This is a genomic window from Kitasatospora sp. NPDC029312 (genome assembly GCF_055569215.1).
In genome coordinates, this window is record NZ_JBVHXY010000020.1 from 49,917 (window position 1) to 66,849 (window position 16,933).

18 protein-coding genes and 2 pseudogenes are annotated in these 16,933 nt (G+C 74.4%); 11 read left to right on the plus strand and 9 right to left on the minus strand.

Annotated elements, in window-relative coordinates; all coding sequences use genetic code 11:
* Positions 1-84: 84 nt before the first annotated feature.
* Together ACZ4WV_RS18305 and ACZ4WV_RS18310 are read left to right on the plus strand one after the other, a co-directional pair.
* Entirely contained in the window at positions 85-726 is a 642-nt protein-coding gene (locus ACZ4WV_RS18305) for an alpha-ketoglutarate-dependent dioxygenase AlkB (RefSeq protein ID WP_465747820.1), read from the plus strand.
* 138 nt (positions 727-864) lie between these two features.
* Positions 865-1,620 carry a VOC family protein gene (locus tag ACZ4WV_RS18310; RefSeq protein ID WP_465747822.1) on the plus strand — a complete coding sequence of 252 codons (756 nt, stop codon included), beginning with the start codon at positions 865-867 and terminating at the stop codon, positions 1,618-1,620.
* A gap of 29 nt (positions 1,621-1,649) precedes the next feature.
* On the opposite strand, the pseudogene ACZ4WV_RS18315 reads toward ACZ4WV_RS18310, so the two are convergent.
* Positions 1,650-1,772: pseudogene (locus tag ACZ4WV_RS18315) on the minus strand (carbohydrate ABC transporter permease); the annotation flags it as partial.
* Between the two features lie 292 nt (positions 1,773-2,064).
* Here ACZ4WV_RS18315 and ACZ4WV_RS18320 point away from each other — a divergent pair.
* The gene (locus ACZ4WV_RS18320; RefSeq protein WP_465747824.1) at positions 2,065-2,787 is read left to right on the plus strand and encodes a dienelactone hydrolase family protein; all 723 of its coding nucleotides are present in this window, start codon (positions 2,065-2,067) and stop codon (positions 2,785-2,787) included.
* 31 nt (positions 2,788-2,818) lie between these two features.
* Here the strand turns inward: ACZ4WV_RS18320 and ACZ4WV_RS18325 are convergent, their stop codons facing one another.
* The 3 genes from ACZ4WV_RS18325 to ACZ4WV_RS18335 all read right to left on the minus strand — a co-directional run bounded on the left by ACZ4WV_RS18325 (position 2,819) and on the right by ACZ4WV_RS18335 (position 4,801).
* Entirely contained in the window at positions 2,819-3,343 is a 525-nt protein-coding gene (locus tag ACZ4WV_RS18325; RefSeq protein WP_465747826.1) for a universal stress protein, read from the minus strand.
* Between the two features lie 230 nt (positions 3,344-3,573).
* Positions 3,574-4,245: a TetR/AcrR family transcriptional regulator gene (locus ACZ4WV_RS18330; protein WP_465747829.1), complete on the minus strand. Its 672-nt coding sequence runs from the start codon at positions 4,243-4,245 to the stop codon at positions 3,574-3,576.
* A gap of 163 nt (positions 4,246-4,408) precedes the next feature.
* Positions 4,409-4,801: a ribonuclease gene (locus ACZ4WV_RS18335; RefSeq protein WP_465747831.1), complete on the minus strand. Its 393-nt coding sequence runs from the start codon at positions 4,799-4,801 to the stop codon at positions 4,409-4,411.
* Positions 4,802-5,131: 330 nt separating this feature from the next.
* Between ACZ4WV_RS18335 and ACZ4WV_RS18340 the strand changes: the two genes are divergently transcribed.
* Positions 5,132-6,673 (plus strand): carboxyl transferase domain-containing protein, encoded by a 1,542-nt coding sequence (locus ACZ4WV_RS18340; RefSeq protein WP_465747833.1) that lies wholly within the window; start codon positions 5,132-5,134, stop codon positions 6,671-6,673.
* Between the two features lie 501 nt (positions 6,674-7,174).
* Entirely contained in the window at positions 7,175-7,543 is a 369-nt protein-coding gene (locus ACZ4WV_RS18345) for an aggregation-promoting factor C-terminal-like domain-containing protein (protein ID WP_465747835.1), read from the plus strand.
* A 297-nt stretch (positions 7,544-7,840) separates the two neighbouring features.
* On the opposite strand, the gene ACZ4WV_RS18350 is transcribed toward ACZ4WV_RS18345, so the two are convergent.
* Entirely contained in the window at positions 7,841-8,299 is a 459-nt protein-coding gene (locus ACZ4WV_RS18350; RefSeq protein WP_465747837.1) for an HD domain-containing protein, read from the minus strand.
* 155 nt (positions 8,300-8,454) lie between these two features.
* Between ACZ4WV_RS18350 and ACZ4WV_RS18355 the strand changes: the two genes are divergently transcribed.
* Complete coding sequence (locus tag ACZ4WV_RS18355) at positions 8,455-9,381, plus strand: AEC family transporter (RefSeq protein WP_465747839.1); 927 nt, start codon at positions 8,455-8,457, stop codon at positions 9,379-9,381.
* A gap of 21 nt (positions 9,382-9,402) precedes the next feature.
* Here the strand turns inward: ACZ4WV_RS18355 and ACZ4WV_RS18360 are convergent, their stop codons facing one another.
* Positions 9,403-9,840 (minus strand): MarR family winged helix-turn-helix transcriptional regulator, encoded by a 438-nt coding sequence (locus tag ACZ4WV_RS18360; protein ID WP_465747942.1) that lies wholly within the window; start codon positions 9,838-9,840, stop codon positions 9,403-9,405.
* A gap of 142 nt (positions 9,841-9,982) precedes the next feature.
* On the opposite strand from ACZ4WV_RS18360, the gene ACZ4WV_RS18365 reads away from it, so the two are divergent.
* Both ACZ4WV_RS18365 and ACZ4WV_RS18370 read left to right on the plus strand, forming a co-directional pair.
* Complete coding sequence (locus tag ACZ4WV_RS18365) at positions 9,983-10,870, plus strand: alpha/beta fold hydrolase (RefSeq protein WP_465747841.1); 888 nt, start codon at positions 9,983-9,985, stop codon at positions 10,868-10,870.
* A gap of 239 nt (positions 10,871-11,109) precedes the next feature.
* Positions 11,110-11,490 (plus strand): helix-turn-helix transcriptional regulator, encoded by a 381-nt coding sequence (locus ACZ4WV_RS18370; protein WP_465747843.1) that lies wholly within the window; start codon positions 11,110-11,112, stop codon positions 11,488-11,490.
* A 73-nt stretch (positions 11,491-11,563) separates the two neighbouring features.
* On the opposite strand, the gene ACZ4WV_RS18375 is transcribed toward ACZ4WV_RS18370, so the two are convergent.
* Positions 11,564-11,827, minus strand: coding sequence for a dsRBD fold-containing protein (locus ACZ4WV_RS18375; RefSeq protein ID WP_350736967.1), 264 nt, complete (start codon positions 11,825-11,827; stop codon positions 11,564-11,566).
* Between the two features lie 297 nt (positions 11,828-12,124).
* On the opposite strand from ACZ4WV_RS18375, the pseudogene ACZ4WV_RS18380 reads away from it, so the two are divergent.
* Positions 12,125-12,964, plus strand: a pseudogene (locus tag ACZ4WV_RS18380) (DMT family transporter); the annotation flags it as partial.
* Between the two features lie 310 nt (positions 12,965-13,274).
* Entirely contained in the window at positions 13,275-13,952 is a 678-nt protein-coding gene (locus ACZ4WV_RS18385) for a DUF6629 family protein (RefSeq protein ID WP_465747845.1), read from the plus strand.
* Here ACZ4WV_RS18385 and ACZ4WV_RS18390 read toward each other — a convergent pair.
* Positions 13,949-15,277 carry an MFS transporter gene (locus ACZ4WV_RS18390; protein WP_465747847.1) on the minus strand — a complete coding sequence of 443 codons (1,329 nt, stop codon included), beginning with the start codon at positions 15,275-15,277 and terminating at the stop codon, positions 13,949-13,951. The two genes, ACZ4WV_RS18385 and ACZ4WV_RS18390, sit on opposite strands and share 4 nt — an antisense overlap.
* Positions 15,274-15,879: a helix-turn-helix domain-containing protein gene (locus ACZ4WV_RS18395; RefSeq protein WP_465747849.1), complete on the minus strand. Its 606-nt coding sequence runs from the start codon at positions 15,877-15,879 to the stop codon at positions 15,274-15,276. Before ACZ4WV_RS18395 ends, ACZ4WV_RS18390 begins: the two co-directional genes overlap by 4 nt.
* A gap of 260 nt (positions 15,880-16,139) precedes the next feature.
* Here ACZ4WV_RS18395 and ACZ4WV_RS18400 point away from each other — a divergent pair, with 260 nt between their 5' ends.
* Positions 16,140-16,829, plus strand: a complete 690-nt coding sequence (locus ACZ4WV_RS18400; RefSeq protein ID WP_465747851.1) for a sensor histidine kinase — start codon at positions 16,140-16,142, stop codon at positions 16,827-16,829.
* The last annotated feature ends 104 nt before the right edge of the window (positions 16,830-16,933 follow it).

The following is a 16,933-nucleotide window of genomic DNA, read 5'->3' on the forward strand; positions in this document are numbered from 1 at the left end:
CGAGTACCCCAGAATCCTGGGGTTCTTCGCGGATCGGCCGCCATCGTTCGAGCATGCGTTCGATTCGAGGCGTACGCTGGTCCCATGCACAGCACCGTCCACCTCCAGCCCTCGCTGTTCGACGGCGTCGACACCGGGGGCATCCGCCTCGGCCCGCTCGACGGCCTGCGGCGGCTGGTGCTCGGCCACGGTGCCTGGCTGGACGTGCTGCCCGGCTGGCTGCACGGCGCGGACGAGCTGTTCGAACAGCTGGCCGCGACCGTGCCCTGGCGGGCCGAACGGCGCGAGATGTACGAGCGCACCGTCGACGTCCCCCGGCTGCTCGCGTACTACACCGCCGACGCCGAGCCGCCGCACCCCGTCCTCGGCGAGGCCCGGACGGCACTGAGCCGGCACTACGCACCGGAACTGGGCGAGCCGTTCCGCACCCTCGGGCTCTGCTACTACCGCGACGGCCGGGACAGCGTGGCCTGGCACGGCGACCGGATCGGCCGCAGCGCCCACGAGGACACCATGGTGGCGATCCTGTCCGTCGGCGAGCCGCGCATCCTCGCGCTGCGGCCGCGGTTCGGCGGCGGCACGGTCGTCCGCCGACCGCTCGGCCACGGGGACCTCGTGGTGATGGGCGGCTCCTGCCAGCGCACCTGGGAGCACGCGATCCCGAAGACGGCCCGCCCGGTGGGCCCGCGGATCAGCATCCAGTTCCGCCCGCGCGGGGTCGGCTGAGCCCCGGCTTGCCTCCGTTCCGCCGGGCGTGGAGGCTGGCGGGTAGGGCCGTCGCACGGGCCGCACGGGCCGCACGGGCATTTCGGCCCCATGGCCGCACAGGACCGACGGCACCGGAAGGGCGGCGCGGGAGGCGGCATGCCGAAGGCCGGCAAGTACCACGAGGGCGTCCCGTGCTGGCTCGTGCTCACAACCCCGGACGTCACCCGGGCGCAGCGCTTCTACGGCGCGCTGTTCGACTGGGACTTCGTGCCGACCGGACCCGGCGAGGCGGTCGCCACCCGCCACGGCGCGCAGGTCGCGGCGATCGCCCCCTCGGCCGCCGGCGCGCCCGCGGCCTGGATCACCCACCTCGCCTGCGGCGACCTGTGCCGCAGCGCCACACTGATCCGCGCCCACGGCGGCCGGATCGCCCGGGAGCCGTACGAGGTGCCCGACCAGGGCCACGCCGCCCTCGCCGTCGACCCGCTCGGCGTGCCCTTCGGCCTCTGGCAGGGCGACGCCGTCGAGGGCTCCGGACTGGTCAACGAGCCCGGCACGCTCACCTGGAACGAGCACCTCTCCCCCGACCCGGACGCCGCCCGCGCCTTCTACCGGCGGGTCTTCGGCTACGGCTACGACCGCCCGCGCGCGGGGCACACCCTCGCCCGGGTCGACGGCCTGCCCGCGTGCGGCATCGGCCCCGCGGACGGGCAGCAGGCCGCCTCCTGGCGCACCCACTTCGCCACCGCCGACGCCGACCACGCCGCCGACCGGCTCCGGACCCTCGGCGGCAGCGTCCTCCGCGGCCCCGAGCCCACGCCCTTCGGCCGTTCCGCGCTGGTCCGGGACGACGCCGACGCGGAGTTCGTCCTGATCGCCCTACCGGCCGACGGGGCCGGAGACGCCGCCTGAGCCCGCCGCGCCCCGGCCGGCGGGGTCAGTTCCTTGACCGCGCCCGCCGGTCCCGACACCGGCCTGCGCTGCACCGCCACGAAGAAGACCAGCACCGGCACCGTCATCGGCGTGGACGCCGCCATGATCCCGCCCCAGTCGTTCGCGTCCGGGATCGTCGCCCAGGTCGGGCTGCGGATCTCCCGCGAACTGGGCTCCGACCGCCAGCCGTCCGGAGGCCGCCGGGAACCCCGGTCGGGAACGCGGAAGGGGCCCGGCACCTGGGAAAGGCACCGGACCCCGTCCGACGATGGAGCGCCAGGCCCGGATCGCACGGACTCTTCCTACTGAAAGTAGGACGTGCTCTGGTAGCACCGCTGACGCCTGACGAGAGATCATCTCCCTCGCGACAGGAAGTACAGTACCAGTTCCGTGATCAAGCACCGAATCGGAGGCGGACCCGGCATGACGAGCGTTCAACCTGAGGTCGTTCCGTACGCGGACGGGCGGCTGCTGGACATCCACCGTCCCACTGCGGACGGCGGCGAGCCCGCCCCGGTCGTGTTGCTCTGGCACGGCTCGGGCCCCGACGAGCGCGACATCATGGCGACGCTCGCCCGGGAGGCCGCCGGACTCGGCCTGCTGGTGCTCGTCCCGGACTGGCGCTCCGACCGCGCGGACGGCGGCCGCGCCGAACTGCTCGCCTCGCTCGCCTTCGCCCGCCGCAACGCCGTTGCGTACGGCGGGGACCCGGAACGCTTCGTGCTGGCCGGCTGGTCGCTCGGCGGCCGGGAGGCGATCGCCGTGGCCACCCACCCCGACACCCCCGCCGAGCTGCGCCCCACCGCCGCCGTCGGCATCGCCTCCGCTTACGGCCGCCCGGCCGCCACCACCGGGGACTGCCCGCTCGACCTGCTCAGCGCGGCCCCCTCGCCGGTCCCGATCCGGCTGGTGCTCGGCACGGCGGACAAGCTGGTGCCCGCCGCGCTCACCCGCCAACTGAACGCTGCTCTGACGAAGCAGAGGTCGGCGGTCGAGTTGCTCGAACTCCCCACCGACCACGCGGGCGTGATCATGACGGTCTACGACCCCCGGGCCCAGCGCTGCGTGCCGGCCACCGATCCCGGCACGTTGGAGGCGGGCCGCCGGACCGCCGCCGCCCTCGCCCGGGCCGCCGGACTCCGGTAGCCGCCGCCAGTCGGGTCTCAGGCTCCGGGCGTCAACTTCCCGACACCAACTCCCTAAGCCCGTACCCGCGTTCCAGCGCTTCGAGGTCGCGGTGGAGCGGCGGGCGCGGCACCGTCAGCACCGGGCAGGCGGCGTGCCGCACGCAGTAGGCGGCGACCGACGGCCTGAACGCCCTGGACAGACGGCCGCGTTCACGCCCGGCGCCGAGCACCAGCACGTCACCGGGCCGGTCGGCGCAGTGCACTAGGGTGTGGCCGGTCTCCCCGCGCACGGCCTGGCCGCGCAGCCGGACGCCGACGGGGCGACCGGCGAAGGCCTCGTCGAGCGCCTGCCGCAGCCGGGCGACGGCCGCGGCGCGGCCCGCGTCGAGCGTCGGCGGGCAGACCGAGCGGTGGAATCCGAGCTCGTCGCCGGGCGGGGTCCAGCACAGCACCGCGAGGACCTCGGCGTCCCGACGCCGGGCCTCGGCGACCGCGTGGTGGAGGGCGGCGAGGCTGCCGAGCGAGCCGCTGACGCCGACCACGATTCGCCCCTCGTCCGCGTCCGTTTCCGCCATGCCGCTCAACCGCCTCTCGTCCTCGCCGACTGGTAGCGCACCAACTGGTGTCGCACCGGCTCGTATCGCACCAACTGATCGCGCACCGACTGGTGTCGCGCCGCCGCGCCGACTCCGGCCCGTGCCACCCAGCAAAGCGGCCCGCACCCTTCACGGACCGGGCGGTTGACACCGCTCTGACGCCGAGCCGGGCGTTCCGTACGCCTCCCTGATACCCCGCCTGCGGCCGCTCAGGCCTCGGGCGCTTCCGCCTCCCACAGGTCGGCGAACATCCGGTCCAGGTGCTCCTCGCCGATCGGCGGGACGGGCAGCGGGTGGGTGGCCTGCGCCCGGAAGCCGTCCAGCAGCAGGGCGAGGTAGCGGCGCCAGAGGTCGGGGCGCAGCGCGGTGGTGGCGGGCAGGGCGCGGCAGAGCGGGCCGAGCAGGAAGAGCAGGTCCATGGTGACCACGTCGCGCCGCATGGTGCCCTGCTGCTGGGCGCGGGCGATCAGGGCGCCGACGGCGGCGGCGTGCCCGCGGCTGATCTCCATCATCCCGGGGATCGCCGGGATGGCCTGGGTGACCAGCTCGTTGATGCCCCGGTCGGCGGCGACGAGTTCGAAGATCCGCCCGAAGTAGCGCTCCAGGCCGGTCCAGGCGTCGTCGGCGGCCAGGGCTTCCTGCCCCGCGGCGGCCAGGGCGGCGCCCGCGTCCGCGAAGACCTCGGCGATCAGCGCCTCGCGGGTCGGGAAGTGCCGGTAGAGGGTGGCGTTGCCGACGCCGGCCTCCTTGGCGATCTGGTCCAGGGGCACGTCGAGGCCGTGCCGGGAGAACATCTCGCGGGCGGCGGCGAGCAGTTGGTCGCGGTTGCGCTGCGCGTCGCGCCGGAGCCGTCCCGGGGGGTTCGCGCTGCTCGGTGCCATGCCCCGACCCTAGCAACCGCGCGACGGGCCCGGTGTTCAGCGGCTCGATCCCGTACCGACCGGCCGCTATCCGGCCGCTACCCGTCGGGTGACCGGGGCGGGCCCGGTGCGCTCCAAGCCCCGGCGGGAAGGTCCGCCGGGGCTTCGGGCGCGCCGGGAGGCGTCAGCAGGTCTGGTCGATCAGGGAGAACGTGGCGTAGTGGTCGCCGGTGTAGTAGTCCTCCTGGTCCTGCCGGCCGGTGATGATCCGGCGGGTGCCGCGGGTCGGGGCGCCCGGGGTGATGACGGTGTACTCGTGGTAGTACCCGTAGGACTCGGGGGGCAGGACGCCCTCTCTGTTCTGGAACACCACGCCGTCCTGCGAGTAGGGGAACGGCCCGTCGCTGGCGATCAGGTCGAGGGTGTCGGTGGCCTCCGGCGGGAGGGCCGACAGGCACACCGTGCCGCTCACGTCGGCGTGCGCGTCGGTGGCGACGGCGACGGGGGCGAGGGTCATCATGGCGACGGCGGTGATGGCGGCAGCGCGGGTCTTCCACGCGCGTAGAGTGCGGGTCATGTCCACCAGTCTGGCGAGCCACGGTCAACCACGGAAGCCCTGACTCAAGCTTTAACCAGCGGGTAACTCCCCTGTCCTGTCAGCGACTTCACCCGTACGCCGATCCCCGGGCCGCCCGCCCGAAGCCGTCCACGAACCGCCCGTACCGCCCTTGGGTCGACGGCCGTCGAAACCACCGGGAGCGCCGCTGTCGGCCTGCTCACACCTTCACAGCCCTCCCACAACGCGCCACCCGCGCCGCATAGAGTGGCGCACCGTGCTGGGCCGCGACGATCACTGACGGGGTGGACATTGGGTACGGGAGCGCGCACTTCGCCGACGGCGCACCAGTTGGTCGGACTGCTGGTCGACGCGGGCAGCTTCCAGAGCTGGGACGAACCACCGCCCGGACCGCCCGCCGACCCGGGTTACCGCGCCTCGCTCGACCGAGCCCGGGGGCGCACCGGTCTGGACGAGGCCGTGCTCACCGGCCTCGGCCTGATCGACGGACGGCCCGTCGCCCTGATCGCCTCCGAGTTCGGCTTCCTCGGCGGCTCGATCGGTGTGGCGACCGCCGAACGCATCACCCGGGCCGTCGAGCGCGCCACCGCCGAACGGCTGCCCCTGCTCGCCCTGCCGGTCTCCGGCGGCACCAGGATGCAGGAGGGTTCGGCGGCCTTCCTCTGCATGCTCCGCATCACCGCCGCCGTCCAGACCCACCGCGCGGCCGGCCTCTCCTACCTCACGTATCTGCGCAACCCCACCATGGGCGGCGTCTTCGCCTCCTGGGGCACGCTCGGCCAGCTGGTCTTCGCCGAGCCCGGCGCCCGGCTCGGCTTCCTGGGCCCGCGCGTGTACGAGGAACTGCGCGGCGTGGAACTGCCGGCGGACGTCCAACTGGCCGAGACCCTCGCCGGGCGCGGGCTGGTGGACGCCGTGGTGCCGCCGCAGGACCTGCGCGAACTGCTCCGCCGCACCCTCGCCGTCCTCGGCACGACCCCTTCTTCCCCCTCTTATAGGGACGCTCACTCCTATAGGGCCGCTCACGAGAAGGCCGATGAGGCTGGCGAGTCCCATGAAACCGATGAGCCCGACGGCCGGGGTGCGGCCGGCGAACCCGCCGAGCACCCCGACGCCTGGGACTCCGTCCGCCGCACCCGCCGCCCCGACCGGCCCGGCACCCGCGAGCTGCTGCGCCGCACCGCCGAGGAACTGGTCCTGCTGGACGCGCCCGGCGGCCGCGGCGGCGCGCTGGTCCGGGCACTCGCCGTGCTCGGTGGCCGCCCCGTCCTGGTCGTCGGCCAGCAGCGGCAGAGCCCCGGGCACGAGCGCCCCTTCACCGCCGCCGACCTGCGGGCCGTCCGCCGCACCGCCCGGCTCGCCGAACAGCTGGGGCTGCCGCTCGTCACCGTCGTGGACACCGCCGGGGCCGAGCTCTCCGTCCAGGCCGAGCTGGACGGGATCGCGGTGGAGATCGCCCACTGCCTGACCACCCTGCTCGCGCTGCGCACGCCCGTCCTCGCGGTCCTGCTCGGCCAGGGTTCCGGCGGTGGCGCGCTGGCGCTGCTCCCGGCCGACCGGGTGCTGGCCGCCGGGCATGCCTGGCTGGCGCCGCTGCCGCCGGAGGGCGCCTCGGCCATCGTCCACCGGGACGGGGAGCACGCGGCCGAGCTGGCCCGGGCCCAGGGCATCGGCGCTCGGCACCTGGCGGAGGTCGGGCTGGTGGACGAGGTCGTCCCGGAGCTGCCGGACGCCGCCGAGGAACCCGCGGCCTTCTGCGCCCGGATGGGAGTCGCCATCGGTGCCGCACTCGACACCCTGGCGATCGCCGGCGAAGCGGAACGCCTCGCCGCCCGGGCCGCCAGGCACCGCCGACTCGGCGACGTTCGGTGAACGGGCGCCTCCGCCGTGCGACGGATCCGTGTGGCGCCGGGCACAGATCGTCTGCACGCAAAGTGCTGTCACCGGATCGCCGGGTGACGACCGCCCCTGCCAAACGGTGAGTGCGCTCACAGGTGAAACAAGGCTACGAGGGTGAGTAGTAGAAACACGCTGCGCGTCCACCGACAACCGTCCGCGACGCCCTCCGGCGGGCGTTCTCCCAGCTCAGCGGCGTTTTTCCGCCGCCCGGACGTCGACCCTTCGAATCCACGGAGTGCGCGCCGGCTACGACGGTGCGTCGTAATGAGGGGGTCTTGGCGGGGGCCGATGCCGTCTGGCAACAATTGCTCTCGTCGCCAGCCGCACCGGCTCCTGTCCCGCCGGTGAACGGCTTACCGCCGAGTCGCGCCCCGCAACCGCAACGGCCCCTGTCCGGCCCGTGGTCCTGGGCGGGGCACGACCCGGCCCAACCTGATTGAGGTCTTGTTCTTCATGCCCGCTTTCAAGCTCCGTATGCGTACTTCCGCCGCGATTCTCGCCGGCGCCGCCGGTCTGACCGCCCTGGGCGCCGGTGTGCTGCCCGCCACCGCGAACGCCGCCACCCCCCAGACCATCGCCGCCCAGATCGTCCCGGCGAACCAGCTGGCCTCCTTCAGCCAGATCATCTCGCACGAGTCCGGCTGGAACGTGACCGCGACCAACCCCGGCTCGGGCGCCTACGGCCTGGGCCAGGCGCTGCCGGGCTCCAAGATGGCCTCCGCCGGCGCGGACTGGAAGACCAACCCGAAGACCCAGATCAAGTGGGCGCTGGACTACATGAACTCCCGCTACGGCAGCCCGAACGCCGCCTGGACCTTCTGGCAGAACCACCACTGGTACTAAGCCGACCGACCACCGGCGTACCGACTTCCCCCCGTCTCCTGACCACTCCCCCCTCACCCCGGGGGTCGGACAGGGACCGCTGGGGTGACCCGAGAGGGCCCGGGCCCGCGCGATCCGCGCGGCCCCGGGCCCTCTCGTGGCTCCCCCGGCACCGCTTCCCCATTCCCCTGGCCCGCCGGCACCCGGCTCCCGGCTCCCAGCACCCAGGTCCCCCGCTCACGGCTCCCGGTTCACAGCTCTCCGGCTCGCAGGCTCCCGGCTCACGGCTCACAGTTCCCGGGTTCACCGCAACGCGGTTCACAGCTCCCCGGTGATCCCCAGCAGCTCCCGCATCCGCGCGTACTTGGCGGTCAGGCGCTCGGCGGTCGCCCGGTCCAGCGCGGCCAGCCGGGCGGGATCCGAGTTGTGCGCCAGATCGGCCCGCTTGACCAGCAGCGCGCCGGGGGTGCCCAGGATGCGCGCGGTGTACTCCTCCATCGCCTCGTCCGGGCGGCGGGTGAGCGCGTCCACGATCGCCCTGGTCGCCTCCGGCAGCGCTGCCGCCGCCAGCCACTCCCGACTCAGCCGGTCGTCCTCGACGGTGTCGTGCAGCCAGCCGGCGGCGATCTGCTCCTCGCTCCCGCCGCGGGCGGCCGTCCCGGCGGCGACTGCCGCGATGTGCTCGCTGTACGGGCGCCCGTTCTTGTCCTTCTGCCCGTGGTGGGCGCGACGTGCCACGGCTTCCACCTCGGACAGGCTCAGGTACTGGTGCTCCATCAGCTCATCGTAGGCCCGTGATCGCCGGGCAGACGGCTGCTGGTTTACTGCCCCGGGGCTCCACGGCGCCCAGGGTCACCGCCCGGGTGCGCTGACGCCCTCGGCGGGCGACCCCCGCCGGACCCGGCGGACCCGTCCGAGCGATCCGAGGAACCATGCCATCCCTGCACCCCTTGCTGTCCGGCTTCGCCCCGATCTGGGTCCTCACCGGAGTCGGCTACCTCGTCGGCCGCAGCGGACTGCTCGGACCGCAGGCGGAGGTGGTGCTGAACCGTTTCGTCTTCCACGTCGCGATGCCGGCCGCACTCTTCCTGATGATCGCCCGCACCCCGCTGGACCGTTTCGCCAACCCCTCGATGCTCGCCTTCGCGGCCGGCACCGCCGTCGCCACCGGCCTCGGACTGTTCGCCGGCCGCCTGCTCTTCCACCGCAAGCCCGGCGAACTCGCCATCGGCGCGATGGCCTCCGGCTACGTCAACTCCGCCAACCTCGGCATACCCGTGGCCGTGCAGGTCCTCGGCGACGCCTCCTTCGTCGCGCCGGTGGTGCTGTTCCAGATCCTTCTGGTCACCCCGCCCGTCCTCGCCGTCCTCGACAGCGGCGCGGCCGGGCGCCGGGCACTGCTCACCCTCCCGCTGCGCAACCCGATCCTGCTCGCGGCCGCACTCGGCGCCCTCGCCTCGGTGACCGGACTGCACCTGCCCGCCGAGCTCAACCGCTCCTGCGAACTGCTCGGCGGCGCGGGCGTCCCGACCGCGCTGATCGCCCTCGGCATGTCGCTGCACAACCGCCCGCCGGCCGACGGCCGTTCACGCCGCACCGAGGTGGGGCTGACCGTCGCGGTCAAGACGCTGGTCCAGCCGCTCGCCGCCCTCGTCGTCGCGGGCCCGCTGCTCCACCTGCCGTCGCACCAACTGCTCACCGTGGTGCTCTTCTCGGCGCTGCCGACGGCGCAGAACGTCTACACCTACGCCCGCGAGTACGGGCGGGGCGCCGACCTCGCCCGGAACACGGTGCTCTGGTCGACGCTGGCCTCGATGCTCACCCTCTCCGTGATCAGCTGGGGCCTCGGCTCCGCGTAACCTCGCCCAGCCCGGCGGCCGTCACCCCTCCGCTCGGGCGGCGGCCACCACGGCCGTCATCGCCTCCAGGAAGCGGCGCGCCGTCGCCAGGTCCGCCGGCCCGAACCGGCCCATCGCCGCGACCAGGTCCCCGATCAGCCCGCCGAAGAAGCCCTCCCCCAGCTCCATCGCCCGGTCCTCCACCACCAGCCGGACCTTCCGCCGGTCCCGCGGGTCGCGCTCGCGGCGGATCAGGCCGAGCCGCTCCAGCCGGTCCACCAGGCCGGTGGTCCCCGCCGAGTTCAGCCCCAGCGCCTCCCCGAGCCGGCCGGGGGTGACCACCTCCCCCGCGCGGGCGGCGTCCAGCAGGTGGATCAACGCCCGCAGATCGGTCGGATGCAGTCCGTTGCGAGCCGCGAACTCGGCCCCGAACAGATCCAGCTCGACCGTCAGACCCCGCAGCAGGTGCACCAGCTGCATCGGCTCCTCAACCTCGGACACCCTCTCGTCCTTCCTCGGGCACGCCCATGCCACTATTCTCTCGCTCAGCGAGATACTTGCTCAACAAGGGATCCGATTCGTGATCCCGGTCGCCGATCACACCACACCGCGGAGGCCCACCATGTCGGCCCGCACCACCCGCCGCTCCCGTACCGTCGCCGCCCACTTCCTCGCGGCCTACGACGCACTGCTCGCCCGCTGGCCCGTCCCGGTCGAACCGCTCACCGTCCACACCGCCCACGGCACCACCCGGATCAACGCCTGCGGCCCCGCCGGCGGACGCCCCCTCGTCCTCCTCCACGGCGGCGGCGCCACCTCCACCATGTGGTCCGCCAACGCCGGCGCCTGGGCCGAGGCCGGCCACCGCGTCCTCGCCGTCGACCTCATCGGCGACCCTGGCCGCAGCGTCCACGACGGCGCGCCACTCGGCGACCTCCCCGGCCTGCTCGGCTGGCTGGACGCCGTGCTCGACCGACTCGGCGTCGCCGAAGCCGACTTCTGCGCCCACTCCTACGGCGCCTGGATCGCCCTCGAATACACGCTGCACACCCCCGCCCGAGTCGGTCGCCTCGCCCTCCTCGACCCCACCCAGAGCTTCACCGGCCTCCGCCCCGGCTACCTGCTACGCGTCCTCCCCCTCTTCTTCCCCCGCCGCACCCCGGCCCGCGCCCGCTCCTACCTCGACTGGGAGTCCGGCGGCGGCCACGGCCTCGACCCCGCCTGGCGCGAGCTGTACGCCCTCGGCTACGCCGACTTCCCCGCCTCCCCCGTCATCACCGGCCCCCGCCCCACCGACGCCCGCCTGCGCACCCTGACCACCCCACTGCTCGCCCTCTACGCCGCCGACTCCCGCACCCACGACCCCCACCAGGCCGCCGAGGCCACCCGCCGCGCCGTACCCCACGCGACCGTCGCCGTCCTCCCCCACACCTCCCACCACACCCTCCCCACAGCCGGCGCCCCGGAGGTCAACCACCACGTGCTCACCTTCCTCCGCACCGGCGCTTAGCCACCCGTGATCCCGACCGGGGCGCGTCGAGCGGCGATCTCCCCGCAGCCGTCCCGCATCGCTTGCCGAGCCCCGCGCCAAAAGTCGACCCCGCCGACTTGCCACGCGTCGCGACCTGCGCGGCCCTCCCCCACCCCGATGCGCAGACCGCCGCCACCTCGACCTGGCCATCAGCGGCGAAGGCGCCCGCCGCACCACCCGGCCGGTCAACACTGCACGACCAGGCAAGGACTCGTCCGGTGCCTCGGGACGACCGGCTGCGAGCCGTCGCCCGGACACTGTCCGAGGATCCGGCGGACAACGCCACCCTGGCCGAACTCGGAAGAACGGTCGGGGCCAGCACCCGCACCCTCAGCCGACTGTTCCGCAGCGAACTCGGCATGACCTTCTACGAGTGGCGCACCCAGCTGCGCGTCCACCACGCACTCGTGCTCCTGGCCGACGGCCACGACACCACGCGGACCGCCTACGCCTGCGGATGCGCCAACCCCAGCGGCTTCATCGCAGCGTTCACCGGCATCATCGGAACGACACCGGGCCGCTACCGAACCGGTCACCGGCCAGGCGCCCGCGCATCTCAACTCCCGGCCGCCCTGCGGAGGGCGAACCCTCCCGAGTGAGCAGGACATCGCGCTGCCACGGGGAGCGGCTGGTCATTCCGCGGGGACGGGAGACCGCCGAGGACCGGAGGTTTCAGTAGATCAGGTAGCCCGGGCGGTGCCCCTCGTCCTCGATCTCCCCGGTGGCCTGGGCCCGCAGCTTGCGGGACAGCTCCTCCAGGGCCCGGGAGGCCGCGACCTCTTCGCCGATCCTGGCGAGTGGGCGGTCGTCCGCGCTCTTCACGGCCTCGCCGTGCGCGCTCAGGCCCGGCGCCCTCGCGCCGACCAGTCTGGCGTTGCACGCCGTGTGCACACCGTCCTCATCGAAGCTCAGCTCCACGTCCCACTGGTTGTGCATGCCACACCTCCTGGCGCAGTCCCCCGTCGCGCCTGACCGGGCCGGCACGGGCGGTGGGCCCGTGGTGGCCGCTCACACCAGCGTGCGCCTGCCCCGCGCGAAGCGGCAACCGCGGCCGCAGGTGGCCCGCACGGCAGCGCTGCGCTCCCGGGCCCGGACCGGGATCGCCGGTGCGGCCGCGTCCGGTCTGCCCGGCCGCCGCCCCGGCGGTACGCTGACGGAAGCACGCCGCGACCGCCGACCCCACCCCGGACCCGCCGGCGCGGCGCGGGGCAGCGACAACCTGGTGGTCCCTCCGTGGCGGTCTTCCTCCTCGCCCTCGGCGCGGCCTGCTGTCTGGGACTGGGCTTCGTCCTCCAGCAGCACGCGGCGCAGCGGGCTCCTCGTGCCGACCTGCTGCACTGGCGGCTGCTGTTGGACCTGATCCGGATGCCGGAGTGGCTGCTCGGCACCGGGTTCATGGTCAGCGGGCTGCTGCTCTCCGCGTTCGCGCTCAACCAGGGCGAGGTGTCCCTGGTCGAGCCGTTGCTGGCGACCAATCTGCTCTTCGCCATGGCCCTCGCCCGGGTGCTGACCCGTCAGACGCTGGGCCGCTCCGGCTGGGGCGGGGTGCTGTTGCTGGGCCTCGGGGTGACGGCGTTCATCGTGGCCGGGCAGCCCACCGGGGGTGGGGCGCCCGCCGGGGAGCTGCGGCACTGGCTGGTGGTCGGCACGGTGGTCGGGTTGACCCTGCTGTTGGTCTCCTTCGCCCGCCGAATGCCGCTGTTCGAGGAGGCCACGCTGCTGGCACTCGCCGCCGGGCTGCTGTACGGGCTGCAGGACGCGCTCACCCGCACCACCACCCAGCGGCTGGACCACGAGGGGCTGACGGCGGTGCTGCGCACCTGGCAGCCGTACGCGGTGGTGGTGGCGGGCGTGGTCGGGCTGTTGCTGGTGCAGAGCGCCTTCGAGGCCGCGCCGCTGCGGATGTCCCTGCCGGCACTGACCGCTGCCCAGCCGCTGTCCGGGATCGCCTGCGCGGTCGGTTTCCTCGGCGACCGGCTGCGGGTGACCCCGGCCGCGCTGGCCTGGGAGGTGATCGGGCTGCTGGCCATCGTGATCGGGGTGATCGTGATCGGCCGGCATCCGGCGATGCCCGGCACCGTCCGGGAGCTGCTGGAGGGCGGGTCAGGGGGCAGCGACCCCCGAGCCGGCGAGGACGGCGGGAACCAAGAGGGGAACGGGGACGGGGACGCGGTCGGCCACCGGGAGAGCGGAGGCCGGAACGGCGACGGCCCGGCGACCGAGAACGTGAACGGCAAGGGCGCGAACGCCGGCCATACGAATGCCGAGGGTCCGAACGCCGCGGGCCCGAACGGTCGGGACGCGAACGGCAAGGACGCGCACCGCCGGGGCACGCACCGCCGGGACCCGGAGGACGGGCAGCCGAGGGGCGGGTAGCGGTCCGATGTGCTGGAGTGCGCAGGCGGACGCCCTGGCCGGCGGGCTGGTCGCGGGCGTCGGCGTGGCGTGCCTGGTCCGCGCCCGACGCTCCGGCCGACCGCAGCGCCTGCTGCTGGCCGCGCTCCCGCTGGTGCTGGGGGTGCACCAGCTGATCGAAGCGGTGGTCTGGTTCGGCGCGGACGGCGATCTGGCGGACGGGCCGGCCGGGGCCGCCCGGATCGCCTGGGCCGTGATCGCCCTGCCGCTGCTGCCCGTCCTCGTCCCGGCGGCGGTGTGGTGCGCGGCCACCGAGCCGGACCGCCCGGGCGGTCCGGCCCGCCGCCGGGTGCTCGCCACGTTGGCCCTGCTGGGCGCAGCGGTGGCGATCCCGCTCACCGCGGCCGTCGCCGTCCACCCGGTGACGGCCGCGCCGCACGGCCACACCCTCGGCTACGCGATCGGTATCCCGCACCCGGCGCTCCTGCTCACCGGCTACCTCCTCACCACCGTCGGCTCCCTCCTGGTCAGTGGTGACCGTCTGCTCCACCGCCTCGGTCTGCTCACCGGAGCGGGCGCCGTGGTCTGCGCCCTGCTCTGGCGGTTCGCGTTCGTCTCCACCTGGTGCGCCCTCGCCGCCGTGGTCAGCCTCCTGCTCCTGCGCTGGGCTGGTCGCCCGCCCGCGCACGACTGGTCGATGGGCTAGGTGCGAGCCGGCTCGGTCTCCTGCTCGACGGCGGCGGTGCTCGCGTGTGCCCGCAAGCGGTCCATGTCCCGCCACTCCGGCCGCAGACCGGTCAGCGTCGTGGTGGCGAAGTAGAGGATCCCTGCCGTGAGCAGGCTGGGTATCAGGCCGACCAGTGCGACCGCCCCGCCCGCGACGAGCCCGCCCAGGGGGATGCCCGCCCAGGCGAGGGAGTCGCCGAGGGCGTGGACGCGGCCGAGGAGGTGGCGGGGCACCCGTTCGAAGAGGACCGCCCCGAGGATGGGGTTGAGGAAACCGGACCCGAAGCCGCCGACCGCGAAGACCGCGACCACCGCCCACATCGGCGCGCCGGACGCGAGCACCAGGAATCGCGGCGCGCCGGCGACCAGGAAGCCGACGAAGAAGACCGTACGGCGGGGCAGCCGGTGGGCGAGCGCCGCGGCGATCAGGCTGCCGGCCACCGCCGTGACCCCCTGGACACTGCCGATCAGGCCGATCCCGGCCGGGCCGTTCCCGGACTCCCGGGCCCAGACCGGGACGAGAACGGTGCTGAACCCGGCGTCGAGCAGGTTGGTGATGCCGACCATGACGGTCACGGTGAGCAGCAGCGGCTCCGTCCGGAGGAAGCCGAAGCCCTCCCGGAACATTCGCCAGTAGCCGCCGCCCTGGTCGGACTCCTCCGTCGGCACCGCGCCCGCCGGGACGGCCGGGACGGCCGGACGCCCCATGTCCCGCGGCAGGGCCAGGGCGATGAGCAGCGAGCCGAGTGCGAAGGTGCCCGCGTTGACCACCAGCCCGGCCAACGGCCCGATCAGTGCGACCAGCCCGCCGCCGATCGCCGGGCCGATGGTGGAGGCCAGCCGTTCGGTGACGCCGGCCAGCCCGGTGGCGCGCTCCATGGGCACCCGGGCGTGGTCGGCCGCCTCCGGGACCATGACCGACTTGGCGAGGTCCCCCGGCCCGCGCATCGCCCCGATCACCGCCACCATCGCGAGCAGCAGCCAGAACGGCAGCAGGCCCCGGGAGTGCAGCAGCGGGACCAGCCCGGCCGCGACGGCACTCACCGCGTCCGTCGTCCAGGACACCACGCGCGGCCCGAGCCGATCGACCAGCGGCCCGGTCAGTGCCTTGACCAGCACGTACGGCGTCATCTCGGCGAAGGCGACCAGGCCGGTCATGGTGGCGCTGCCGGTGGTCGCGAGGACGAACCAGGGCAGGGCGATGGCCGAGATCCGTGTCCCGCTCAGGGAGACGGCGGTGGCGGCGAGCACCCCGGCCAGGGGTCGGAGGCTGCGCGCCGGTGGAGCGGCGAGGGCGGTGGTCACTCGGCTCCCCCCTCGGCCGGGTCGGGCAGCACGTGGAGGACCACGGAGACCTGTTCGCTGCCCTCGGGGGCCGGCCCCTCGGCACCGGTCCGGCGGTAGCGGCGGACCACCGCGTTCAGCTCATCGGCCAGCTGCCCGGTCTCGGCCGGCGTGAGCTGCAGCAGCAGGTCGCTGAGCTGGACCTCCTTGCGCCACTCCCGCGGCATGGTCTCGAAGGCGTCGAGCGCACGATGGGCGGTCAGGGTGTGGGCGGCGAGCACCGAATGCAGGAACCCGACGGCCGTCTCGGGCTCCTCGTCGGCCATGTCGTCCCCCGTCCAGACCGTGAGCCGGTGCGCCGAACGCCACCACCGCTCCCTGGCGTTGCCCCGCTCCGTGTCCTCCTCGACGAAGCCCGCCGCGGCGAGCTGGCGCAGGTGGTAGCTGGTGGCTCCGGAGTTGAGCCCCAGTTGCTCGGCTAGCCTGGTCGCCGTGGACGGGCCGTGCTTGCGCAGCAGCCCGACCAGTCGCATGCGCACCGGGTGGGCCATCGCCCTCATGCCCTTGGCAGTCAGGACGATCTGCGGATCGGCGCTGTGCATCCAACCGCGTTCTTCGGTCATGGCCGGCAGCGTAAGACCGCAAAGGGATGTTTGCAAAGGGTTTTTTGCGAAGGTCCTTTTGCGGCGCCCGCAAGAGCCCCCGCCGGTCGGCGGGTGCCGGGCCCGCCGCTCGGCGGGGGCGGCCGCCGCCATCGCCTCCCGGAGCCGGATTGTCACCCGGGCGGAGCAGGCGCAGGCTGGCAGCAGGGCCCGGTGAGCGGCCCGCCCCGGTCGGCCGCGGGACGGATGACGGCCACCGGTCAGGCACGAGGGGCTGGGCGATGGCACGCGGGAAGCTCTGGGGCTACGTCGCTTCGGGGGCCCGGGCACTGGGCGTGCTCGGCGGCACGCGCGGTGCCGCCCGCGAGGGCGGCGGTGCCGAGCCGGAGGGCCGCGGCCCCTTCCGGCCTCTCGCGATGGCCTCGCCCCGGTCGCTCTCCCGCACCGAGTTGGAGCGGCTGCGGTGGACCGGCCGGCCGGCAGGCTGCGAGCCGCAGGCGCGGCACGTCCAGGTCGCCGAGGTGGTGCGCCGGGTGGTGCGGGGCGGCGGCCGGGCCGCGGCGGTCACGGTCCGGCTGACTCCCGGGCTTCCGGTGGTGACCGGGGACGCCCGGCGGATGGAGGCCGCGCTCGCCGGGCTGGTCGACCACGCGATCCGGCGAAGCCCGCTCGGCGGCCGGGTGCTGGTCCGGGCGGAGGTCACCGGCACCGGCGGGACGGCGCCCTGGACCGCGGCCGGACGCGGCGCCAAGGCGTACGGGCGGGAGCGGGTCGAGCTGCGGATCTGCGACCGCGGATCGTACGAGCCGCCCGAGGGGTTCGACCGACTGTCGACGGGCGTGCGCGCCACCGGGCCGGTGGGCCCGGCGCTGCACAGCCTGGTGCTGGCGGCGGGCGGGCGGCTCGCGGTCGAGCCCACCCCCGGCGGCGGCCTCACCGTGGTCCTGCTGCTGACCGTCGCCTACGACTGACCGACCTACGACTGACCGACCTACGACTGACCGACCTACGACTCGCCGACCTGGCGACTGACCGACCTGCGACTGGCCGGCCACGGGCGGCGAACGGCGCCCGT